Here is a 22,797-nt window from a genome sequence, read left to right as displayed (position 1 = left end):
GACACGAAAAGTGCGCACGGCCACAAAAGGGCATGCGGGCTGCTCTGCGATGGCGTGAGGATCCTCCCTCATGACCGGGTTCAGCTCTCTCCCTCGACCGGTCGACCATCTAGCTATGCCTCGAACCTGTCATAATACTGTCTAAACGGTAAACGCGTGTGGATCGGCATTAACCAGCCGTCTTGGCAGCGCTGAGCCGCTTGATCGGCACCCGCATCCGTGTAAGCGTCTGCTCATGCGCATATTGCTCGTGGAAGACACGCTGGATGTTGGCGAGGCAATCTCGCGTCGCTTCGAGACCATCGGCCACACGGTCGACTGGCAAACCGATGGCCGTGCCGCGTCGGAAATCCTCGACTTCACCGAATATGATCTCGTCATTCTCGACGTCATGCTGCCGGGGCTCGACGGCTTTTCGGTGCTCAAACGCCTGCGGCAGAGCCGGAACACGGTGCCTGTCCTCGTGCTGACGGCCCGCTCCGAGATCGACGACAGGGTCGGTGCGCTCGATCTCGGTGCCGATGACTATCTGGTCAAGCCTTTCGACTTCCGCGAACTCGAGGCGCGAGCCCGCGTGCTGATGCGCCGCCGCACCGGTGGTGAGGCGACCAATGTGATTACGGTCGGCGATATCTTGCTCGACCGCTCGCAGCGTTCAGTCCGTATCGGCAATCGCGAGGTTCAGCTCAAGCGGCGCGAAATGACACTTCTCGAAATCTTCGCCAGCCGTCCCGGCCGCGTCTTTTCCAAGGAGCAACTGCTTGATCAGTTGTTCGGCTTTGATGAAGCCGCCGGCCCGAATGCGATTGAGCTCTATGTCGGTCGGCTGCGCAAGAAGATTGAAGGCGGCAGGGCGCGCATCGTCACGGTACGCGGAATAGGATATCAGCTGGTGACCGATGCAGAGGACTGAGCCTTCCCTTTTTTCCCGCCTGGTTATCCGGGTCACCATGGTTCTCGCTGGCGGCGCCGCGATCCTCATGACGGCGGCCTGGATCTATGCCAAGGCAGCCGCAGATGAGGCCTATGATCGGCTCCTGCAAGGGGCGGCAATCCAGATCCTCGACAGCCTGTCGGTGGTCGATGGAAAGATCGAGGTCAATCTGCCACCAAGCGCCTTCGAGCTGCTTGGGCTCGCGCCACGCGACAAGATCTTCTACCGCGTCGTTCTGCCGGATGGCGAAACCCTGACCGGCTATGAGGATCTGGCAGAAGAAGCCGATCTCAACACACCGCGTGCGACGCCGCTCTTCCAGACCATCACCTATCGCGATCAGGAGGTTCGCCTCGTGATTACCAGTCGGGCCATGGCAGACCAGAGCGTCGGCGGCTGGGCGCATGTCGCGATTGCCCAGACGGTCGAGGCACGGCACGCTTTGACAACGGAGCTGACCACGCGCGCTTTTCTTCTGGTCGCGCTGATGAGCCTCCTCGCACTCGGCGGAACGATCATTGCCGTGCGTTACTCTCTGCGCCCCCTGGATGCCTTAGGCGACACCCTGCGCCGACGCGACCCCCAAGACCTTACTCCACTCGACGTCTCGGTCCCCCGTGAACTCGCGCCCTTCGTCGGCTCGATCAACCACTTCATGCGAAGGTTGGACGAGAGACTGAGGCTCCTGCAGCGCTTCATCGCCGACAGCGCCCATCAGATCCGCACGCCGCTGACAGCGCTGTCCGCTCAAGTCAGTCTGATCGACGAAGAGGCGATGGCTGAAAACGACCGCCGGCATCTGAGCCGCGTGAAGAGCAGAACGGCTGAACTGGCGCGGTTCACCACGCAATTGCTCAACCATGCCATGGTCATCCATCGCTTCGATTCCGTCCAGCTTTCCCCGCTTGACCTGACCGACGTCGCCCGCAAGGCATTTCGGGCAGCCGTGCCGATCACCATCGATCCCGATACGGTGGTGTCCTTCGAGGCGCCCGACGAACGTTTGACCATTCTGGGGGACGGCCTCAGCCTGCGCGAGGCCATCGTCAACATCATCGACAATTCGCTGCGACACGGCACCCTGCAGAAACTCGAGGTCCGCGTCCTGCGCCGGGGCAATTATGCGCAGGTCGAAGTTGAGGATGATGGGCCGGGGATTGCCCCCGCTGACTGGCAAACCGTGACCAAGCGTTTCGTATCGTCAAAATCCGGCGAAGGAAGCTCCGGCCTTGGCTTCGCCATTGCCGCCGAAGTGGCTGCCGCACTCGGCGGCTCCTTGTCATTCCGCGAAAAGACGGACGTGACCGATTTCGCCGTCGTGCTTGAACTGCCGCTGATGAGGGAAGAGATCGTATGAAGCCAATAGCGACAGGACACCTCGCCGCTGGGCTATCGCTGATGCTGTGCCTTGCTGCAGTGCAGACACACGCGGCAGAGGGCGAGCAGCTCCTCCTCCCGGCACTGGGCAGCGAGCGGGTAAGGCTCGTAATCAATGCTGCGACCGATGCAGATGCGATGCGGCCACTCATCCTGGATTTTCAGCAGATGGCCCCGGATGTCACCGTAGAGTTTAACGACTACGTCACGAATGACCTGTTTCGCGAGGCGGAAATGGCCTGCGCGATGGGCAACGCTTTCGGTGACCTGCTCCTGTCGTCATCCGTCGACCAACTGGTCAAGCTTGCCAATGACGGCTGTGCCCAGACCCATCGTTCGGCTGAAACAGAAAACGTTCCTGCCTGGGCCAACTGGCGCGACGAGGTTTTCGGCTTCACGTTCGAGCCGGCTGTGATCGTCTATGACAGTCGCCGCGTGCCCCCCGAAGACGTGCCGCGCTCCCATGTTGAAATCGCCGAACTGTTGCGCGCCAAGCCTGAGGTCTATCGCGGGCGCATTGGCACCTATGACATCGAAGCTTCGGGGGTTGGTTATCTCCTGGCGTTTCACGATGCCCTGCAGGCACCGACAAGCTTCGGCCGGCTGCTTGAAAGCCTCAGCCGCGCCGATGTGGTGACGCGATGCTGCAACAATGAAGTGCTGGGCGAGATCAACAATGGCAAGCTGCGGATCGCATACAATGTTCTCGGTTCCTACGCCTATGCAGCCTCGTTACGCAATTCCGACCTGAAGGTGCTTATTCCGCGGGACTATACCTTGATCCTGTCACGCGGCGCACTGGTGCCCCAGCATGCGGCGCATGTCGGCGAGGCACAGCGTTTCCTGGATTATCTTCTGTCGCCCCGCGGCAAGCAGGTTGCCCGGGAGCAGGCCTTCTTCTTTGCCGAGGGGGCGCCTCTGCCACAAGGCGTCGACGGGCCATCCTCATCGCTGATCGAATCGGGAATTGGCAGGCCGATCCGCATCGGCCCTGCCCTGCTAGCGGCCCAGGACCGGGCCACACGACAAGGCTTCATCGAAAATTGGGCAGCGCTGTTTCGCCCTTCGATAAAAGGGACCGATCAGTAAACGGATCGATCCCTTCTTAATATCAATCATGCAGCGCGGGCATTGCCCGGCCGGGATGCCTGCGTCTGCGCGGCCAGTTTGAAGCGGTTGACGAGCTGCATCAGCGCATCGGCTTCATCCGCCAGCTGGCGTGTCGCGGCATTGGTTTCCTCGACCATGGCCGCATTGCGCTGGGTCATCTGATCCATCTCATTGACGGAGGCATTGACCTCGGCAAGGCCCATTGACTGGTCGCGGCTCGCCGTCGCGATCACGGCCACCCGATCGGCAACGGTGACGATATTGGTGGAAATCTCTGCCAGCACTGCGCCTGTCTGCTGTACGAGCTTTGCACCGGAGGCGACTTCAGAGCCTGATTTGTTGATCAGATCCTTGATCTGCTGGGCGGCACCCGCAGACCTCTGAGCAAGTTCACGAACCTCCTGGGCGACGACGGCAAAGCCCTTGCCGGCCTCGCCGGCGCGCGCCGCCTCAATGCCCGCATTGAGAGCAAGAAGATTGGTCTGGAAGGCGATTTCATCGATCACATCGATGATCTGCACGATCTGGCCGGACGCGTTTTCGATCCGGCCCATGGCCTCGATTGCGCTTTTCACGACGACAGACGAGGTATCGGCCCGAGACTTGGTCTCCGCCACGATCTGATTGGCTTCCTCAGCCCGTTCAGCCGAAGACTTGACCGTCACCGTGATCTGGTCGACAGCCGCTGCCGTCTCCTCCAGCGAAGCCGCCTGCTGTTCGGTCCGCTTGGCCAGCTGGTCCGCAGCACTGGTCATTTCAGCCGCATTCCGCTGGATCATGTAGGTGTTCGAGCGGATATGGGTGAGCGTATCCTGCAGGCGCTCCAGCGAACTGTTGAAATCCGTACGCAACTGTTCGAGGCGCCCCTGGAACGGTGTATCGATTGTCTGCGAAATATCACCCTGAGACAAACGTCCAAGACCGGCGGCCAGTGCATTGACGGCGAAGTCGATCTGGCGATCAACCTCCTGCTTCTCGAGGTCATTGCGGCGGCGTTCGTCTTCCGCCTGTACGCGTTCGGCCTCGCTGCGGCTTTCGATTTCGATCTTCGACAGGGCATTCTGCTTGAACACGCCAAGTGCACGGGCCATTTCGCCGATTTCGTCGACACGGGCCTCGCCATTGATCTTTGTGTCCAGAACACCTTCGGCCAGCCGGCGCATGGCACCGGTGATCTGGCCAATCGGCCCCTTGAAGGTCAGCACCAGGCCGATACCGGCAAAGATCGAGATCAGGATGCCGAGCATCGTGGCACCAATCGAGATCGAATTGGCGTCGCGGCGCTCTTCGCCAGCACTCACCTTCTGCATCTCGGCGAAGCTGGTCAGTTTCGTCCAGATCACATTAAGGTCGTTACCGGCCTGCTCGAAACTCGCCTTGCGGTCCTTGCTCACCTTGACGAGATCCAGGCTTGCCGCCTCCATGCTTGCAACGGAGCGCTCGAGTTCCTGTGTCACGGCGACGAGCGACGGCTGATCGGCAGCCACCTCCGCCAGCGATGCGAGTGCCTTGCGGGCGGCGGCGAACTGCTGTTGCAGCAGCGCCTGATTCTCGTCGGTCGGCTCCAAGAGGAACCGAGCCATCATGATCTGCAGCGAGTAGCCGACAGAGATCATCTGGCGACCGTTTGTCAGCACGGTCTGAGCCTTGGCGAGCGGCGCATCCAGCTCGGCGAAACGGATGGTCGCGTCCTTCATCTTCTGCTGTGCGGCAAGGCCGAGATAAGCATTGAGCTGGGTGAAATTGCGCAGATTGCCGGTCACCGCCGTGATGGCATCTTCCGAGCGATCCCCGGCGTCGATAAAGGCCTTGAGATCCGTGGCAATTTTGTCGAGTGTCTTGGCAGCCGACTTGTTGGCCTCCGGAAGGACGCTGACCAGCAGCTTCTGACGCTCGACGAGTTCGCCGAGGCGGCCCTTCACGACTTCAAATTTTTCATCCGGCGTCTTGGCCTTGGTGTAGGCAGAATTGGTTTCAGTGAGGAACGTGCCCGTGCTGCGAATGCTTTCCGCCTCGCGGAGCATAGACTTCGCCATCGTATCGTCGGACTGGATCTTGGTTTCCGTGCTCATCATTGCAGCCGTGGCACGGCCCTGTGCGGCGACGACAGCCCCATTGCCATCCTGAAGTGTACCGATGAGCCCACCTTCAGCCTCATGCAGCTTCCACAATTCGTCGACATGCGTGACAACCGTATCGACCAGAGCGCTGGCTTCGTTGAGCTCCGCGCGGCCGCCGGCTTCAGGGCCGAGCTGCGCGAGCGTAGCTTTCAAGTTATCCTGCTGCTGCTTCAACTGACGGGTCAGATCATCCCGTGCTTCCGGCGTCGTCTCGGCGAGGAACCGCGTCATCGAGGCCGACACGTCGCGGAATCCACTCAGCGACTGCAGGACGCTGTTCGAGATCTCAATGCGCCCCTGCAGCAAACCCGAAGCATAAAGCCCTGTAAAGCCGACTGCCGAGATGCTGATCACGAAGGGAAGGATGAAGATCAGCACCTTCGTCTGAATGCTGAAACGCGACAAAATGCGGTCGATGAACACTCTAAATCTCCTCAATACCGGATGCCGAACGGAATCCGGGATCGTCTGCTCCCATGAATCATCCGAGAATGGGGCGACAAACCTAATTCCCCCTTAATAAAGGGATCGCAGATTTATCATCATCTGTGCGCCACGCTGTCGTCAGCACACATCCGGATCGTCTCCACAGACGTAGTCCTTCTTGAAATTATGCCGGAAAGGGAAACACATGCGGCAAAGGCTTGCGATCATCGGTGCGGGTATTGCCGGCTTAAGCCTCGCGCGGGCGCTTGGAAACTCGGCAGACGTGAGGATCTTTGAAAAGAGCCGCGGGCTTGGTGGGCGAATGGCCAATCGGCGGCGCGAGGGCTATGCCTTCGACCATGGAGCGCAGTTCTTCACAGCCCGCTCTGAAAGCTTCAAGACCGTCATCGAACACGCCCGCGTGTCGGAGGCCGTGGCGCCGTGGCCCGAACGCGTTCCGACACTGTCCAAGGGGGGACTTCTCCCCGACGACCGTCCCGATCAGCTGCGGTATGTCGGCACGCCCGGCATGAACAGCCTGGCGAATGCACTTGGACTGGAGCTGACAATTCGCAAAGAGGCAACGGTCGGCGGCCTGATCGACACCCCGGATGGCTGGCATCTGCGCGATGGCGAGGGCAGTGATCTTGGCCGGTTCGACTGGGTAATATCAACCGCGCCCGCGCCGCAGACAGCGCAACTGATGCCGGACGCGTTTTCGGGCAAGGCCGCGCTGGAGCGCGTCCGAATGAGCGGATGCTTCACCCTGATGATCGGCCTTGAGGAAAGCTTCGATCCGGGCTTCGAAGCCGCAAGAATCGAGGACTCCGTGCTGAGCTGGATCGCCGTCGACACAAGCAAGCCGGGTCGCGGCAGGAACGGAACAAGTCTTGTGCTCCACAGCCGCAACGACTGGGCCGAGGCCAATTTGGAGCGTGAGCGAAGCGCCGTGACCACCGACATGCTGGCGGCAGCGGGGCATCTCCTCGGGCGCGACCTCACCCAGGCCGCCTTCGTCGACCTGCATCGCTGGCGCTATGCCAATGTCGAGGAGACAGCCGGCCAGGATTACCTGCTCGATCACCAAAGGAAGCTTGCCGCCTGTGGAGACTGGTGCCGCGGCAACCGAGTAGAGGCGGCCGTGGAAAGCGCCGAGGCACTGGCAACGGCTCTTCTGCCCCATTTTCGAGGATGAGCATAACACTTGGCGTGGGCTGACCAGCCCCATGACAAGGCAAGTCGCATCTGGCGTTCCAGCCACACTCAGTTTTTTTCAGCATCGCCTGTAAGAACGATGAACCTCACGCGACTGAACTGGTGCAAACTGCACGCTTGCAGCCAGGCGGTCGATAGGCCGCGCCACGACCAGGGGAACGGTGATGAGGGAATTAGGCGAACATGGAGCCTATGCAGATGGCCGAGCCGTAGCGGCGTTTCTCGCCGATGGCGTCTACTTGAGCGATCTGAGAAACCGCATGCTGAAGTTCGCCAGCTTGCAGTTGTCCGATCGCAGTCTCGCCGAAGATGCAGTGCAGGAGGCTCTGGCTGGCGCTTTGCGCAATGCCGACGCCTTTGCCGGTCGCTCCGCCTTTCGTACCTGGGTCTTCGCCATTTTGCGCAACAAGATCGCCGACCAGTTGCGACACAAGCGGCGGCAATCTGCTCTCATTGCCATGCCTCTTGGCGAAGACAATAATGATGACGACAGATCCTTCTTCGACGCCAAGGGTCATTGGTCACCGGAAGACAAGCCATGCGACTGGGGCAATCCGGAGGAAGAACTGCTCGGCAAGGATTTCTGGAGGGTCTTTGAAGCCTGCCTGGATCACCTCCCGCCGGATCAGGGCCGCGTCTTCATGATGCGAGAATTCGTCGAGATGGAAACGCCCGAGATCTGCGCCGAAGTCGGCATAACCGTCACCAACCTGCATGTGTTGATGCATCGCGCGCGCCTGCGTTTGCGCAATTGCCTCGAAGGTCACTGGTTCGCACCGAAGGAAAACTGATCATGCTGAAATGCGAAGAAGCGACAAAACTGGCCTCCGACGGCATGGATCGTCGCCTGTCTCTGGCCGAATCCCTCGGCCTCAAACTGCATTTGATTGGCTGCGGCGCCTGCACGAACTTCAACCGCCAGATAAAACTGATCGGCAGCGTCAGCCGTCGCTTCGCCCGGCAGAGTTCAGCCGCGACGGAGGACTGATCAGTCGTTGCCCAATCTCTCGCCCAAGACTTCGATTGAACCGAGAAGCTCGATGGCCAGCCGCGTGGCCGCCCCCGTTGCAACCGCCATCTGCGGGAGGATCATCCATTCAAGCGTCCAGGCGGCCCCCGAACGCTCCTGCTCGTGAACCAGCGCCTGATGCAGGCCGGAGATCTGCACCGCATTGAAACGGGCAAGCGAAACCAGCACCTCCGCCTTCACCGGATTGCGCTTGTGCGGCATGGCCGAGGAAGCACCGCCGCCGCCAATTGCGGCCGTTCCGTCGCTGGCCATCAGGGCGAGGTCCTGCCCCAGTTTTCCAAGGCTGCCTGAGATCTGTGACAGGAGGCCACCGATCTCGACGATTACCCCGCGCTGGCTGTGCCATTGTGGTCGATCGGCAAGGCCGAGCTCCGACGCCAGCCGGCTGCGGACGGCAAGCCCCTTGTCGCCCAGTTTTTCCAATGTGCCCGCAGCACCGCCGAACTGAAGCGGGAACCCGGTTTCGACCATGCGTGCAAGGGAGCCTCGAAGATCGACCAAAGGCCGCCTCCAGGTTTCGATACGGTCAGCGACCGTGATCGGGATGGCGGCCTGCATCCGGGTGCGACCCATCAGTGAATGGCTGCCGAACCGGTCATGCACATCATCAAGACCATGAACGATCGCGCTGAGCCGCTGATCGAGGATCCGCGAGACGGCCTGCAGCCGAAGCATCAGGCCGGTGTCGATCGCATCCTGGCTGGTCGCGCCGAAATGCAGCTCTGGACCGTGCTCGCCCAGCGAGGCCCGCCACTGCCGCACCAGATCCGGAATGACAACGCCGTCCCTGGCCACCGCTTGCTTCACCGCATCAAGGTCGGCGACGAAATGCTCCGGCAAGGCACCGATCGCCGCCGCAGCAGCCTCCGACACCAGCCCCTCTTCGGCCTGGACTTTCGCCAGCGCCACCTCAAACGCAAGCAGCGCTGCGAGTTCGGCAGCCAGCGCAAACTGGGCGGCAACCACTTCGTCCCCGAGAAGGCCCGAGAGGATGGGATGGTCGAAAACGGATGCGGTCATGCGGGTCTCGCCTTTGCCGTCAGATATCGAAGAAGACGGTTTCCTTCTCCCCCTGCAGGTGGATGTCGAAGTGGTAAGTCGAACCGTTCGGCTCTGCAATCAGCGTTGGCACGCGAACCCTGTGCTCGATGCGGGCTAGCACCGGATCTTCGGCATTGGCCGCCTCTTCGTCGGCGAAATACATCCGCGTGTTGAGGCCGAGATTGATGCCGCGGGCGACGATCCAGAACGAGATGTGTGGCGCCATCAAGCGACCGTCGCGAAAAGGCACACGACCGGGTTTGATCGTCTCGAAGCGGTATTCGCCACTGGTCAGGTCACAGGGGCAGCGCCCCCAGCCGGTGAAGTTCGGGTCCGCACTGCCACGCGTCTCCGACGGGCTGTTGTAAAAGCCAGCGGCATCCGCCTGCCAGATCTCGATGAGTGCGTCCTTGAGCGGCGTGCCGGAACCATCGATCACGCGGCCGGTCACGGCGATGCGCTCGCCGAGTGTCACGTCGTTGACCATGGTGGTGCCGAGGTCGACGGGATAGACGCCCTTGATCTCGGCAAAGTTCGGCGTGAGGCCGATATGCACGTACGGGCCTGCAGTCTGCGACGGGCTTTCCTTGAGATAGTCGAGACCCTGAACCATCAGTTTCCCTCCATCCGGTTTTCAAACAGCGTTGACCGACGCCCACGCAAAATGATGTCGAACTTGTAAGCCCGCGCATCCATCGGGATTGTCGCCGCCCAATCGAGCGCTGCGACCAATTGCTCGATGGCCGCTCGGTCGGGGATCGTCATCACGATCGGACATTTCCAGATCATCGGATCGCCCTCGAAATACATCTGGGTGATCAGGCGCTGGGCAAAACCATGTCCGAAGATGGAGAAATGAATATGCGCCGGCCGCCAGTCATTGACGCCGTTGGGCCAGGGATATGGACCCGGCTTCACTGTCCGAAAGGCGTAATAGCCATTCTCGTCGGTGATCGTGCGCCCGCAGCCACCGAAATTGGGGTCGAGGGCAGCGAGATAGCTTTCCTTCTTGTGGCGATAACGCCCGCCGGCATTGGCCTGCCAAAACTCCAGAAGCGCGCCCGGCACCGGTCGTCCACGCTCATCGAGTACACGGCCATGCACGATGATCCGTTCGCCGATGGCGCTCTCGCCGGGCTTGGCGAAATTGTGGATCAGATCGTTGTCGAGTTCGCCCAGCATGGAATGACCGAAGACGGGGCCGGTGATTTCGGACTTGGTCCCATCGAGCGACAGCAATGCCTTCTGCGGTGATCGCAGCACGGATGTCTTGTAGGTCGGAGTAGACGCTGGCGGATGCCAGTCGCGGTCGCGGGCGAAGAAGGCCCCGGTTTCAGGCTTGTTGTTGGAAGGATCAGTCATCGCGCCCTCCTCCGGACGGTTCGGCATCCATCTTTTGAAACTCGGTCTTGGCGATCTTGAAGGCCCGGTTGGCCGCCGGCACGCCGGCATAGACAGCAACATGCAGCAGCGCTTCGCAGATATCGTCGCGGCTGGCCCCCGTATTGGCCGTCGCCCGGATATGCATGGCAACCTCCTCGTCATGGCCAAGTGCCGCCAGAAGCGCAATGGTCACCATGGACCGCTCGCGCTTGCTCCAGGTCGGGCGTGACCAGACCGTCCCCCACGCACCCTCGGTGATCATCTCCTGAAATGGCGCATCGAAGGTGGTCGCCGACTGAGAAGCACGATCGACATGGGCATCACCGAGTACGGAACGACGGGTCACCATGCCCTGTCGGTAGCGTTCGGACGGGTGACGGCTCTCAGCCATGGGGCGCATCTCCAGAGACGACCATTGCAAGGAAGGCTTCGATGACGGCGGTCAGCGCTTCGGGCTGCTCGACGCAGGGAATGTGGCCGGCGTCGCGGATCACCTCATAGCGCGCCGAGGGAATGAGCCGGGCAAGCGACAGCACCAGATCAGGCGGCGTTGCCCCATCCTGATCGCCCACAACGCAAAGCGTCGGAACAGCAATTCGGGCCGCTGCCTCCGTAAAATCGGCATCGCGAATAGCAGCGCAGGTTCCGGTATAACCGTTCGCCGGCTGTCGGCTCATCATGTTGCGATAGCCGGGAAGTGCCGGATTGTCGGCCTGACGGAAGCCAGGAGTGAACCAGCGCTCCATCACGGCATCCGCGATGCTTTCGATCCCCGCCTCCTCGACGGCGGCGATCCGGGCGTTCCAGGCGTCGGCCGTACCGATCTTGTGGGCCGTATCGCAGAGAACCAGTGCCCTGACGAGATCCGGACGGCGGGCATAGAGACCCTGAGCGATCAGACCACCGACGGAAAGGCCGCAGATCACGGCATTTTCGATCTTCAGATGTTCGAGAAGCCCGACAAGGTCATCAACGTGATCGTCGATTGTGTAGGGCGCTGACCCGACATCCGAGAGACCATGGCCACGCTTGTCATAGGCCAGCAGCGGATAGTCGCCGGCCAGCCGCACCAGGACGTCACGCCAGATCCGAAAATCGGTTCCAAGCGAATTGACGAACACCAGCACCGGGCGATGTGCCGGTCCGCCGATGATCTGATAATGCAGCGCAAGGCCATTGATATCTACGAATTGCACGGCGGGCTCCTCTCTCGGCGACATATTGCGCATGCTGTTTGGTTCGGTAAAATGACGTTTTGGACGCTACACCTAACCAAATGGTTATGGAATCGAATGATCGACAACCGCATTAAGTTTCGCCATCTCCAGACATTCGTCGAGGTCGCCCGGCAGAAAAGCGTAATGAAGGCGGCTGGACTTCTGCATGTCAGCCAGCCGGCGGTCACCAAGACCATCCGCGAACTGGAAGAGGTGCTCGGCGTGGCCGTCTTCGAGCGGGACGGCCGCGGCATCCGCATTACTCGCTATGGCGAGGCCTTTCTCAAACATGCCGGTGCAGCGTTGACGGCACTGAGGCAAGGCTTTGACAGCGTCTCGCATGCGCTGCATGCCGATGCACCGCCCATCCGCATTGGCGCGCTTCCGACGGTCTCGACGCATATCATGCCACAGGCCATGACGCTTTTTCTCAAGGAGGATGTCTCGGCCCGGATCAAGATCGTCACAGGTGAAAACGCGGTCCTGCTCGAACAATTGCGGGTCGGCGATCTCGATCTCGTGGTAGGCCGCCTTGCCGCACCGGAACAGATGGCGGGGTTCTCGTTTGAACACCTCTATTCGGAGCAGGTCATCTTCTGCGTCCGCGACGGCCATCCCTTGCTCGATAAGGGCCCGGGCGTCTTCGCCGCCCTGGACCGCTATCCGGTGCTCATGCCGACACGCGCCTCGATCATCCGGCCCTTTGTCGAGCGCTTCCTGATTGCCAACGGCATTTCCGGCCTGCCGACCCAGATCGAGACCGTCTCTGACAGTTTCGGTCGCGCCTTCGTGCGCCAGACCGATGCGATCTGGATCATTTCCGCCGGTGTCGTCGCAACTGACATTGCCGATGGTAAGCTCAAGGCCCTGCCGATCGACACCAGCGAAACCAGGGGACCGGTGGGCTTGACCGTCCGTTCGGACTCCATTCCCTCCATGCCACTGGCACTGCTCATGCGCACAATCCGCGAAGTGGCACGGAACACTGCGGCGGCATGACACTCAGGCAAGCATGGTGCGCAACCGCGCCTGCAGCGCCTGCATGGGGCCAAGACAGTGTAGACCAAGCTCTGAGGCCGGAAGAACAGCCGCCGGTGCACCGACATTGATCGCGGCCACCACACGTCCGCGCTCATTGCGAACAGGCACGGCGATCGAGCAGAGACCGATTTCCAACTCTTGATCGATCACCGCATAACCCTGGCTGCGCACCCGGGCGATCTCCGCCATGAGCGCAGATTTCTCCGTCAGCGTATGCACCGTATGCGCCTTGAGAACCGACGCATCGAGAATGGTAGCGACGTCGGTGTCGGACAGGGCCGCAAGCAGGACACGCCCCATCGAGGCACTATAGGCAGGCAGGCGGGATCCGGGCATCAGGTTGATCGACATGACCCGCTTCTGCGATGCGCGGGCGATATAGACGATCTCCGTGCCATCCAGCACGGAGGCGGATGCGCTATGCCCCACGGCTTCCGACAACTGGTCGAGATGGGGCTGCAGCAGGATTGGAAGCGGCGTTGCCGAAAGCCAGGCATGGCCGAGCCGCAAGACCTTGGGCGTCAGCGCGAAGAACTTGCCGTCATAATCCGCATATCCCTGATCGGCGAGTGTCAGCAGACAACGCCGCGCAGTCGCCCGGTCGAGGCCGCTGATCTCCGCCGCCTCGGTGATGCTCAGCCTCTGGCGCTCCGGCCCGAAGGCTTCGATGACCTTGAGGCCCTTGGCAAAGCCCCCCATTAGATCGCGCTCACCCATCGCCATCCTCGATCCTTCCGTGCGATAATCGAACAAAAATCGCATATCGCACAAAACTCTTGCTGTCTATCCGTCGCTTGGCTTAGGTCTGAGGTGACAATGCGGCTGGCCGCAACCAGAGGAAACGGGAGTTCCCATGGACAAGACAATTGCAAACCTGGCGGAAGCGGTGGCCGGCATCGGCGACGGCGCGACCGTCATGATCGGAGGCTTCGGCGGCTCCGGCGCACCGATCGAGCTCATTCACGCGCTCATCGACAAGGGCCCGAAGAACCTGACGGTCATCAACAACAATGCCGGCAATGGCCGTATCGGCATTGCGGCCATGATCGACGCTGGCATGGTCAAAAAGATGATCTGCTCCTTCCCGCGCTCCTCTGATCCCCGCGCCTTTACCGACCGCTACCTCGCCGGTCAGATCGAGTTGGAACTGGTGCCGCAGGGCACGCTCGCCGAGCGTATCCGCGCAGGCGGCGCCGGCATCCCGGCCTTCTACACGCCGACCGGCTTCGGCACGGAACTGGCCGAAGGCAAGGTCATTGCGGAGTTCGATGGCCGCAAATACGTGCAGGAGCGCTGGCTGAAGGCCGATTTTGCCATCGTCAAGGCGCATCATGGCGACACCCACGGCAACCTGACCTACCGGATGGCTGGTCGCAACTTCAATCCCCTGATGTGCATGGCCGCTGCCAAGACCATCGCCCAGGTGTCCAAGATCGTCCCACCCGGCGGCATCGACCCCGAACAGGTGATCACCCCCGGCATCTTTGTCGATGGGGTCGTTGAAGTCGAAAACCCGCAACAGGAAGAAGAGCTCATCCGCGCCGGAGTGGTTTACGCATGACCGAAGCACCAGCCATCGACACCCGGGAAGATATCAAGCTCTCCAATGCCCAGATCGCCTGGCGCGCGGCCCAAGACATCGAGGACGGCGCCTATGTGAATCTCGGCATCGGCTTCCCCGAAATGGTGGCCAAGTTCCAGCCACCCGGCCGTGAAGCGATCTTTCATACCGAAAATGGCGTGCTGAACTTCGGCGAAGCGCCTGCCGCCGGCGAAGAGGACTGGGACTTGATCAATGCCGGCAAGAAAGCGATCACGCTGAAGCCGGGTGCAGCCTTCTTCCACCACGCCGACAGCTTCGCCATGGTGCGTGGCGGCCATCTCGATGTCGCGATCCTCGGCGCCTATCAGGTGGCCGAAAACGGTGACCTCGCCAACTGGCGGGTCGGCTCCAAGGGCGTTCCCGCCGTCGGCGGCGCCATGGATCTGGTACACGGTGCCAAGCAGGTCGTCGTCATCACCGAACATGTCACCAAGGACGGCAAGCCGAAGCTCGTCGAGCGCTGCAGCTTCCCGCTGACTGGCGTCGGCTGCATCACCCGCGTCTATACGAGCCATGCTGTGATCGACATCGTCGACGGCAAGTTTGTCGTACGCGAAAAGCTTGCCGCCATGTCGATGGACGAACTCCAGGCCATGACCGGCGCCAAGCTGCATACCGACGGTCCGGTCGCCGACCTCGTCGTGCCGGCCCTGTAAGGAGTAGAATTCATGACCGAAGCCTTTATCTGCGACTATATCCGCACGCCGATCGGCCGTTTCGGCGGATCGCTCTCCTCCGTTCGGGCCGACGATCTCGGCGCGGTGCCGCTGAAGGCACTGATGGAGCGCCACGCCGGCATCGATTGGGAAGCCGTCGAGGACGTGATCTTCGGCTGCGCCAACCAGGCCGGCGAAGACAACCGCAACGTTGCCCGCATGTCACTGCTGCTGGCCGGCCTTCCGGTCTCTGTGACGGGCACCACGATCAACCGCCTCTGCGGCTCCGGCATGGATGCGGTCATCACCGCCGCCCGCGCCATCAAGGCCGGTGAGGCAGAACTGATGATCGCAGGCGGCGTCGAAAGCATGAGCCGCGCGCCGTTTGTCATGCCCAAGGCCGACACGGCCTTCTCCCGCACTGCCGAGATCTACGACACCACCATCGGCTGGCGCTTCGTCAATCCACTGATGAAGAAGCAGTATGGCGTCGATTCCATGCCGGAGACAGGCGATAACGTCGCAATCGATTTCAAGGTCTCGCGCGAGGATCAGGATGCCTTTGCCGTGCGCAGCCAGGCCAAGGCGGCGGAAGCGCAAGCCAATGGCCGGCTGGCGAAGGAAATCGTTGATGTCACCGTGCCGCAGCGCAAGGGTGACCCCATCATCGTTGACCGTGACGAGCACCCGCGCGCAACCTCGGTCGAGGCGCTCGCCAAGCTGAAGCCGGTCAACAAGATGGACGGCGCCACCGTCACCGCCGGCAATGCCTCGGGCGTCAATGACGGAGCCGCCGCCCTGATCATCGCTTCGGAAGCTGCCGTAAAGAAATACGGCCTCACCCCCATCGCCCGCATTTTGGGTGGTGCGACCGCGGGCGTTCCGCCGCGCATCATGGGCTTCGGCCCTGCCCCGGCCTCGAAGAAACTGCTCGCCCGCTTAGGCCTGACGCAGCAGCAGATCGACGTCATCGAACTGAACGAAGCCTTTGCCTCCCAAGGGATCGCCACGCTCCGCGATCTCGGCATCGCCGACGATGATCCGCGCGTCAACCGCAACGGTGGCGCGATTGCGCTTGGTCATCCGCTCGGCATGTCGGGCGCCCGCATCGCCGGAACGGCAGCGCTGGAACTCAGGGAAACCGGTGGGCGCTATGCGCTCTCCACCATGTGCATCGGCGTCGGCCAGGGCATCGCGATCGCCCTTGAACGGGTCTGATATTACAACAAGGTGCCCCATAGGGGCGCCTTTTTCGCTTCAGGGGTTGAGGAAGGTCAGGATCAGCTGATGGACCGCGCCACCCGGTGACATCTCGACCTGATCATATTCGCTATGGCGTGCGCCATGCGCATCCGAGATCGGTTTGAGCTGCGCCTGAAGTGCTGCACGGACCTTCTTGCAGCCCGGGTCATTCTGGGCACTGAGGCCGATCGAGACATCCTGAATCTGCTGCGTCAGGTCCTGCATGAACTGTCCATGCAGCTTTTCATGCGCCGCGATCCCGTCATAGAAACGATCCCACTTCGCCTGAACATTGGGCGGCAGTTTCTGTGCGGGTTTCGGCAAGGTATAGGTGATGATGAGCTTTGGCTTGGCCGTTGCCAGCACGCAATCAGCACCCTGCTGCTGATAGTCCCGCTGCCAGGTGAGCTTGAAACTCGTATGCGCAATCACCCGACCGAGACCGAGTTTGGGACCGCGCTCGCCGATCGATTGGTAAAGCTCCATCGGAGCCGTTCCCTTGATCGAGTAATGCTCAATTTTCTCGATCGGCTCCCAGCTTTGAGCCGAGGCATTGCCGCCAAAAAGACTTGCCGCCGCCACGAGTGAGATAATTGCCTGCTTGATCACGCGGGGGAGCCTCCGTTGCTGGGAGGTTTGCCATAGCGGCGAATTGCGGCAGCAGCAACCAGGACAGGGCATACACGTAATGCCAGATCCCGCGAAAACGCTTTGCGCTAAGTTAAGATCTTCTGTTGTAGAGTGTGTAAAACTACCACTTTCAGGAGGTGTAGTCCGAGTGACGGATGATACCATGATGGGCCGCATGCGCAGGATCTTGGTCAGCGCGATCCGATTGTTGAAGGTACCGAATGACAATCCGGAGCTGACGCTCGCCCAGTTCGGCGCCTTTTCCAAACAGGTCCCGCTGCTCTATTTTATTCTGGGAACGAATATGCTGTCGCTCGCCTGGACGCACCAGGGTACGGCACCTGCAGCCTTGGTCACCTATGTCCCGGCATTCCTCGTATTGGTGTTCTTCGCCCGCTCGCTCATCTGGTTGAAAAGTCGCAAGGTCAGCCGGACTGCAGAGCAGGCCTATCGGCAATTGCGCGCGACGAACATCCTGTCCTTTCCAATTGCCGTGGTCTGCACCCTCTGGGCACTATCGGTCCTGCCCTATGGCGATGCATATCAGAGAGCACATGTCGCCTTCTTCATGGCAATCACGGTCATCGGCTGTATCTTCAGTCTGATGCATTTGCGCTCCGCCGCCATGATGGTGACGGTAACGGTGACAATCCCCTTCTTCGTCGCCATGTGCCTGACAGGCGAACCGACCTTCATCGCGACGGGGATCAATGTCATTCTCGTCACCATTCCGATGATCATGATCCTTCTGGACCAGTATCGCGACTTCCGGACCTTGAACGAATCCCGCCACGTGCTTCTGCAGCAGCAGAAAGCGCTTCAGGATCAAAACAAGGCCATGCAGGCCCTGTCCGACGAGAACCTGCGCCTTGCCAATCTCGACACACTGACGCAGCTTGCCAATCGTCGCAGCTTCTTCCAGATGCTGGAACGGGCCTTCGCACGGGCACGCCAGAGCGGCGAACGCCTCGCTGTCGGCGTGATCGATCTCGACGGCTTCAAACCTGTCAACGACATGTATGGTCACGCAGCTGGCGACAAGGTTCTCGCCGAGATCGGCCTGCGCCTCGGCGGCATCACCGAAAGCAGACTGACCGTCTATCGCCTTGGCGGCGATGAGTTTGCCCTTTTGCTCGAAGGTGATGCATCAGAAGCCCGCGTCACAGCGCTGGGCCAGACGATCTGCGACCTGATCGCCAATCGAATCAATATCGGCAGCGGCCTTGTGCAGGTGACGGCGTCGGTCGGCTTTGCCATCTATCCGGATGTTGGCGGTTCGGGCCAGGAAATTTACGAGCGAGCCGACTATGCCCTCTATACGGCCAAACGCCGCCACCGGGCCGGATCCGTCATTTTCAACGCGGTGCAGGCGGACGAATTGACACGCCAGAAGATCGTCGAGGACGCGATGATCGCGGCCGACCTGGAGCGTGAACTATACCTCGTCTACCAGCCAATCAGCCATGCGAGCGACCTGAGGTGCACCGGCTATGAGGCGCTTGCCCGCTGGCAGAGCCCGCGCATCGGTTCTGTCTCTCCAGCGGAATTCATCCCGGTCGCCGAACACAATGGTCGCATTACGATGATGACCCGCATCCTCCTGGAGCGGGCCCTGGCAGTGGCTGCGAAATGGCCGAAGGACGTCTATCTCTCGTTCAACCTCTCGCCACATGATCTCAGTTCTCCGGACAATTGCCTGAAGATCGTCACCATCGTTTTAAGGAGCGGCTTCAATCCGGCACGGATCAATTTCGAGGTAACGGAGACCGCGATCATGCACGACTTCGAACAGGCCAGCGCCTCGATCCAGCTGCTTCGCGAGCTGGGGGCCGGCATCGCGCTGGACGACTTCGGCACGGGCTTCTCCAGCCTCAACCACGTCCACAAGCTGCCACTGACCAAGATCAAGATCGATGGCAGCTTTGTGCGCAACATTCACCAGCGCAAGACGAGCTACAAGATCGTCAAATCCGTGCTGGCACTGAGTGCAGACATGGAACTCGATGCAATTGCCGAGGGCGTGGAGACGCTGGAGGAACTGCAGGTGCTGCGCACGCTCGGCGTCGGCTCGGTCCAAGGCTATTATGTCAGCAAACCGATCACCGCCGAAGAAACATTTGCACAGACGCCGGTCGAAATGCCCCTGGTCAGGATATCGTAATCGGGGCACCTGCCAGCCGCCGCATTTCAAGCTTTAACTGACGGACGGTTTCGGCGTCAGTCCGGCGCCTGTCGCGATTTTCGAAACCGAACTCGACGAGACGCGCGGGAACCGCCACCGGCTGACTGCAGGACGCATGCAGTTCGACAATGCCAGGGATCGACAGGAAACCTGCAGCATTCTCCGGCCGCACACCGCCACCCGGCATGATCGATATGCGCCCGCCGGCTTCAGCAGCGATCCTGGACAATTCGGCATGTCCAGTAACGGCATGACGAGCTCCACCTGACGTCAGGATCCGCTTGAAGCCAAGCGCAATGGCGAGATTAAGGGCCTCTGAGAGGTCGGGGGCGAGATCGAAGGCCCTGTGCAGGGTCAGATCCATGCCGGATGCCACATCAACCAGACTTTCGAGCACTGAGCGATCAAGCCGCCCATCGGCCTGGGCAGCCCCGATGACAACGCCGGCAAGCCCGGCCTCTTTCGCCGCCCGGATATCATCAAGAATGATGTCAATTTCGGGCGCTTGATAGTGGAAATCACCCGAACGCGGCCGGATCAGCGCATGGACGGGCACCGGTTGCTGAGCTGCAAGGCGCATCAGCCCAGCCGAAGGGGTCAGGCCTCCCGCATCGAGGGCGGAACAGAGTTCGATGCGATCGGCCCCACCACGGACAGCCGCTTGAAGCCCTTCGGCATCATCGACGCAGATTTCCAGCAGTGGCTGCATCATGCATTCTCCCCCTCACCCGTAACCAGCGGCTCGCCGCCTTGCGCCACATCAGACTTGCGCCGCATCCGGGATGCCGAGCCGTCTAAGAACCAGAGGAGGGCAACCCCGCACAGTCCGGCCAGGGCACCGATCAGCGCCGTGCCCGAATAGTCGCTGAGGCTGGTGCCCGTGGCAAACAGAAGCGAACTCAATCCACCGCTGACAAAGATATTCACCGCGATCAACGAGCTACCAAGGCCAGCCCGGTCGGCGATCAGGTTCTGTAGATAGCTGATCGGCACCGCGATGATTGCCGCCGCGCCGAGACCGCTGACGAGGGTCAAGACATAGACGTCGACCCGGCTGTCGGCAAATCCGAGAAAGACGAGGTAGCTGCAATAGATCGACGCACCAACACCGACGGCGAACAGCGTCGAGGTGCGAGCCTCCACCCATCCCCAGAACAGGATGAAGATGATCTCGAGAAAGGCAACGATCCCGACGATGACGCCAACATCCGCGGCACTGCCACCGGCCGCCCCGGAGACAATCAGCGGGAGTACCGTGCCATTGACATGCAGCATGGACGAAATGAGTGCGATGGCAAGCAGCCGGACCAGCACCGGTGGCGCCGCGATCTGCCCCAGCGAGCGGAGAAAGGAATGGTCTACACCCTTGGCACCCCCCATTGCCGGCGCATGCTCCTTCACACCAAAGGTGAACAGGACGACGCAAATGCAGCAGGCAAGGCTCGCGAGCAGAAAGGCCGGCAACATGCTGGGTGCACCGGCCAGCACGATACCAACAAGGCCCGGCACCAATACCCAGGATGCCGAGAGTACGGCCCGGATGGCAGAGTTCACCGCCATCAACTCGCGGGCTGGCATGCCTGCCGAAGAGGTTCGCACATGGGCAAAGATCAGCGAGTTGAGTGCGCCGAAGATCGGTAGGAAAATCAGAGTTGCGACAACGAAGATTGGCGCTTTCGGAAAGAAGTAGACCATGCCGAAGCCAGTCACGCCGAACAGGGCTGCCGCAATCATCGAAGACCGGAAACGCCCAAGACGGTCAGCGACAATTCCCGCAGTGACGCTGGCGCTGACATTGACGAGCGCAGCCGTGAAGATGATCGCCGAATAGAAGGCGTCGGACAGCCCAAGCTCCCGGATCCCGATCAGCGACATATAGGGAGACGTCGCTGCCCCGGTGAAACCGAAGAAGAATATGGCCAGCGCACTCACCCGGATGGGCGGATGCCGAAAGAGAAGCGAAAGCGTCGACGACATCGATGAACTCGAAACGGGGGCCGCTGCTACCGGGTGCAGGAGGCGGCTCCTTGGAGGAAAAGGCGTAAGAGCATGTCCAGCCGAAGCGTAATCGCTTCGGCTGGACAATGCGGTCAAAACAAAAGCCTAAAACATTCCTGTGATCCCTGATCACCGGGATGTCTTAGGCCGGGAATCGCTGAGAGAAATGGACCACAGGCCTATACGCGAAATCCTTGACGAAGGGATAGGTCGGCTGATGCCGCCTTTGGCTCGTCTGGTTCTCGATATCCTGATTGATCACGCCGTCGGTCAGCGCCATGAGGTTTGGATTGGCGATGGGCGCCAATTCCGGCGAGAGATAGCCTGACTTGACCACCAGAAGCCTGACTGTCTTTGGCTCAAGACCAAGACGCTCGAAATCCGCGATGTTGTGATAGGGCCGACGCTTGGCGGCCAGCACCAGCGTGATGCCGCCGATCCGCACCACCACCTGCCTGTCGGCATCTGCACCGGGCGCATCGAGGCTGACGACCTCGACATCGGCGATGACGGACGGGCTTGCCGGATCCAGCGCACCGCCGATCTTGAGCGAGAGGCGAGCGCCCACACCCGCAGCAAAGCAGGCGTCGACGGCAGGACGGTCTGTGATCCCTGCGATCAGCACATCCTCGGCCTGTTCCCGAATAAGAGCAGCCAGCACTTCAGCGCGGTCGCCGACGCCGCCGCCGGTCGGATTGTCCCCGGAGTCGGCGAGGATGATCGGTCTCGTCTCGGTCTTGGCCGCGATCTCCAACATAGCGTCGAGCGGACCGGTGACGGGTCCAAAGCGGAAGTCTTCGCGTGCATCCCAATAGGATTGCGCAATGGCAGCGGCGACTGTGTTGGCAGCGGCCTTATCGACGGCCGTGACGACGGCACAGGCGGTTGCCCGAGGCTCATCCGCCCAGACATAACCGACCATCAGATTGGCATCCCAGATGCCAGGCACGGCATCGTGTTCCGGGAGTTTCAGGTAGAGGCTCTTGGCCGGTTCGTCTTCCGTCGAGGTCCGCTCGCCCGGCAACAGCACCGGCACTGGTGCCCAGGCAACGCCCGGCCGCTCGCCGGTCGTCAATGCTCGAACCAGCATCGACCAAGCGCGCACCATGGTTTCGCGTACATCGATATGTGGCGCGGTGCGATAACCGGCGAAGATATCGAGCTGGTCAACAATCCTCTGGCTGACATTGCCATGCAGATCATAGCTTGCGGCCACGATCACATCCGGACCGACCACGGTACGCGCCGCCGCAATCCAGTCGCCCTCGGCATCATCCATGCCTTCGACATTCATCGCGCCATGCATGGCGAGATAGAGACCATCGACCGGCAATGCTGCTTTCAGGCGGTCAAGGAATTCGGCCTTGAACCCCTCATAGGTGGCGCGCGCCAGAGGGCCGCCGGGCGTGGCCCGTGCATGAAGGAGCGGCAGATGCTCGACGCCTTCGGCATCGAGGAAATTGAAATACTCGGCCCCCAGCAATTCCCCGTCCCGCAGCACGCGAAAATCCTCAGGCTGCATAAGAACGGGCGATGAGGTCGAGCATTCCGTATGAATGCCGCCGACGGCGATGCGAAGTGTCATGAATCGA

22 protein-coding genes are annotated in these 22,797 nt (G+C 61.0%); 11 read left to right on the top strand and 11 right to left on the bottom strand.

What is annotated here, in order from left to right:
• The first annotated feature begins 235 nt into the window (after positions 1-235).
• Genes ACSV9I_RS10150 through ACSV9I_RS10140 form a run of 3 tightly spaced genes read left to right on the top strand, consistent with a single transcriptional unit; the run spans position 236 to position 3,400 of the window.
• On the top strand, positions 236-913 hold the full coding sequence (locus ACSV9I_RS10150) for a response regulator transcription factor (RefSeq protein WP_054156938.1): 678 nt from the start codon (positions 236-238) through the stop codon (positions 911-913).
• The gene (locus tag ACSV9I_RS10145; protein WP_438328749.1) at positions 900-2,291 is read left to right on the top strand and encodes a sensor histidine kinase; all 1,392 of its coding nucleotides are present in this window, start codon (positions 900-902) and stop codon (positions 2,289-2,291) included. The genes ACSV9I_RS10150 and ACSV9I_RS10145 overlap by 14 nt, the downstream gene beginning before the upstream one ends.
• Positions 2,288-3,400 carry an ABC transporter substrate-binding protein gene (locus tag ACSV9I_RS10140; protein ID WP_438328747.1) on the top strand — a complete coding sequence of 371 codons (1,113 nt, stop codon included), beginning with the start codon at positions 2,288-2,290 and terminating at the stop codon, positions 3,398-3,400. Before ACSV9I_RS10145 ends, ACSV9I_RS10140 begins: the two co-directional genes overlap by 4 nt.
• 26 nt (positions 3,401-3,426) lie before the next feature.
• Here ACSV9I_RS10140 and ACSV9I_RS10135 read toward each other — a convergent pair whose 3' ends face one another.
• The gene (locus tag ACSV9I_RS10135) at positions 3,427-5,964 is read right to left on the bottom strand and encodes a methyl-accepting chemotaxis protein (protein ID WP_438328745.1); all 2,538 of its coding nucleotides are present in this window, start codon (positions 5,962-5,964) and stop codon (positions 3,427-3,429) included.
• A gap of 208 nt (positions 5,965-6,172) precedes the next feature.
• Here ACSV9I_RS10135 and ACSV9I_RS10130 point away from each other — a divergent pair, with 208 nt between their 5' ends.
• From ACSV9I_RS10130 to ACSV9I_RS10120, 3 genes are all read left to right on the top strand, one after another.
• Complete coding sequence (locus ACSV9I_RS10130; RefSeq protein ID WP_438328744.1) at positions 6,173-7,162, top strand: NAD(P)/FAD-dependent oxidoreductase; 990 nt, start codon at positions 6,173-6,175, stop codon at positions 7,160-7,162.
• A 184-nt stretch (positions 7,163-7,346) separates the two neighbouring features.
• Positions 7,347-7,973: a sigma-70 family RNA polymerase sigma factor gene (locus ACSV9I_RS10125; protein ID WP_438328743.1), complete on the top strand. Its 627-nt coding sequence runs from the start codon at positions 7,347-7,349 to the stop codon at positions 7,971-7,973.
• 2 nt (positions 7,974-7,975) lie between these two features.
• Positions 7,976-8,170 (top strand): zf-HC2 domain-containing protein, encoded by a 195-nt coding sequence (locus tag ACSV9I_RS10120; RefSeq protein WP_438328742.1) that lies wholly within the window; start codon positions 7,976-7,978, stop codon positions 8,168-8,170.
• Here the strand turns inward: ACSV9I_RS10120 and ACSV9I_RS10115 are convergent, their stop codons facing one another.
• Genes ACSV9I_RS10115 through pcaD form a run of 5 tightly spaced genes read right to left on the bottom strand, consistent with a single transcriptional unit; the run spans position 8,171 to position 11,832 of the window.
• Positions 8,171-9,232: a 3-carboxy-cis,cis-muconate cycloisomerase gene (locus ACSV9I_RS10115; protein ID WP_438328741.1), complete on the bottom strand. Its 1,062-nt coding sequence runs from the start codon at positions 9,230-9,232 to the stop codon at positions 8,171-8,173.
• Between the two features lie 19 nt (positions 9,233-9,251).
• Complete coding sequence (pcaG, locus tag ACSV9I_RS10110) at positions 9,252-9,866, bottom strand: protocatechuate 3,4-dioxygenase subunit alpha (RefSeq protein ID WP_438328739.1); 615 nt, start codon at positions 9,864-9,866, stop codon at positions 9,252-9,254.
• Entirely contained in the window at positions 9,866-10,615 is a 750-nt protein-coding gene (pcaH, locus tag ACSV9I_RS10105) for a protocatechuate 3,4-dioxygenase subunit beta (RefSeq protein WP_438328738.1), read from the bottom strand. Before pcaH ends, pcaG begins: the two co-directional genes overlap by 1 nt.
• On the bottom strand, positions 10,608-11,027 hold the full coding sequence (pcaC, locus tag ACSV9I_RS10100) for a 4-carboxymuconolactone decarboxylase (protein WP_438328736.1): 420 nt from the start codon (positions 11,025-11,027) through the stop codon (positions 10,608-10,610). The genes pcaH and pcaC overlap by 8 nt, the downstream gene beginning before the upstream one ends.
• The gene (gene pcaD, locus ACSV9I_RS10095; RefSeq protein ID WP_438328735.1) at positions 11,020-11,832 is read right to left on the bottom strand and encodes a 3-oxoadipate enol-lactonase; all 813 of its coding nucleotides are present in this window, start codon (positions 11,830-11,832) and stop codon (positions 11,020-11,022) included. Before pcaD ends, pcaC begins: the two co-directional genes overlap by 8 nt.
• Before the next feature lie 96 nt (positions 11,833-11,928).
• Between pcaD and pcaQ the strand changes: the two genes are divergently transcribed.
• Entirely contained in the window at positions 11,929-12,852 is a 924-nt protein-coding gene (gene pcaQ, locus ACSV9I_RS10090; protein WP_438328733.1) for a pca operon transcription factor PcaQ, read from the top strand.
• A 3-nt stretch (positions 12,853-12,855) separates the two neighbouring features.
• Here pcaQ and ACSV9I_RS10085 read toward each other — a convergent pair whose 3' ends face one another.
• Complete coding sequence (locus tag ACSV9I_RS10085) at positions 12,856-13,611, bottom strand: IclR family transcriptional regulator domain-containing protein (protein WP_438328731.1); 756 nt, start codon at positions 13,609-13,611, stop codon at positions 12,856-12,858.
• A gap of 136 nt (positions 13,612-13,747) precedes the next feature.
• On the opposite strand from ACSV9I_RS10085, the gene ACSV9I_RS10080 reads away from it, so the two are divergent.
• From ACSV9I_RS10080 to pcaF, 3 genes are read left to right on the top strand one after another with little or no spacing between them, the layout of a single operon-like run.
• Positions 13,748-14,455 (top strand): 3-oxoacid CoA-transferase subunit A, encoded by a 708-nt coding sequence (locus tag ACSV9I_RS10080; protein ID WP_438328729.1) that lies wholly within the window; start codon positions 13,748-13,750, stop codon positions 14,453-14,455.
• Positions 14,452-15,153 (top strand): 3-oxoacid CoA-transferase subunit B, encoded by a 702-nt coding sequence (locus ACSV9I_RS10075; protein WP_054156925.1) that lies wholly within the window; start codon positions 14,452-14,454, stop codon positions 15,151-15,153. Before ACSV9I_RS10080 ends, ACSV9I_RS10075 begins: the two co-directional genes overlap by 4 nt.
• Positions 15,154-15,165: 12 nt before the next feature.
• Entirely contained in the window at positions 15,166-16,371 is a 1,206-nt protein-coding gene (pcaF, locus tag ACSV9I_RS10070) for a 3-oxoadipyl-CoA thiolase (protein ID WP_438328728.1), read from the top strand.
• Between the two features lie 39 nt (positions 16,372-16,410).
• Here the strand turns inward: pcaF and ACSV9I_RS10065 are convergent, their stop codons facing one another.
• A complete protein-coding gene (locus ACSV9I_RS10065; RefSeq protein ID WP_438328727.1) occupies positions 16,411-17,004 on the bottom strand; it encodes a DUF922 domain-containing Zn-dependent protease in 594 nt (197 codons plus the stop codon).
• A 169-nt stretch (positions 17,005-17,173) separates the two neighbouring features.
• Here ACSV9I_RS10065 and ACSV9I_RS10060 point away from each other — a divergent pair, with 169 nt between their 5' ends.
• The gene (locus ACSV9I_RS10060; protein WP_438328726.1) at positions 17,174-19,186 is read left to right on the top strand and encodes a putative bifunctional diguanylate cyclase/phosphodiesterase; all 2,013 of its coding nucleotides are present in this window, start codon (positions 17,174-17,176) and stop codon (positions 19,184-19,186) included.
• Here the strand turns inward: ACSV9I_RS10060 and ACSV9I_RS10055 are convergent.
• The 3 genes from ACSV9I_RS10055 to ACSV9I_RS10045 form a co-directional block, all read right to left on the bottom strand.
• Positions 19,173-19,919: a copper homeostasis protein CutC gene (locus tag ACSV9I_RS10055; protein ID WP_438328725.1), complete on the bottom strand. Its 747-nt coding sequence runs from the start codon at positions 19,917-19,919 to the stop codon at positions 19,173-19,175. The genes ACSV9I_RS10060 and ACSV9I_RS10055 overlap by 14 nt on opposite strands.
• Positions 19,916-21,184 carry an MFS transporter gene (locus ACSV9I_RS10050; protein ID WP_438328724.1) on the bottom strand — a complete coding sequence of 423 codons (1,269 nt, stop codon included), beginning with the start codon at positions 21,182-21,184 and terminating at the stop codon, positions 19,916-19,918. The genes ACSV9I_RS10055 and ACSV9I_RS10050 overlap by 4 nt, the downstream gene beginning before the upstream one ends.
• Before the next feature lie 163 nt (positions 21,185-21,347).
• A complete protein-coding gene (locus ACSV9I_RS10045) occupies positions 21,348-22,790 on the bottom strand; it encodes a M81 family metallopeptidase (RefSeq protein WP_438328723.1) in 1,443 nt (480 codons plus the stop codon).
• Positions 22,791-22,797: the final 7 nt, after the last annotated feature.

This window comes from Rhizobium sp. G187 (assembly GCF_051549525.1).
Lineage (GTDB): Bacteria > Pseudomonadota > Alphaproteobacteria > Rhizobiales > Rhizobiaceae > Allorhizobium.
Note: the sequence above shows the minus strand (reverse complement) of the source record. Positions and strands in the feature narration are given on the sequence as shown.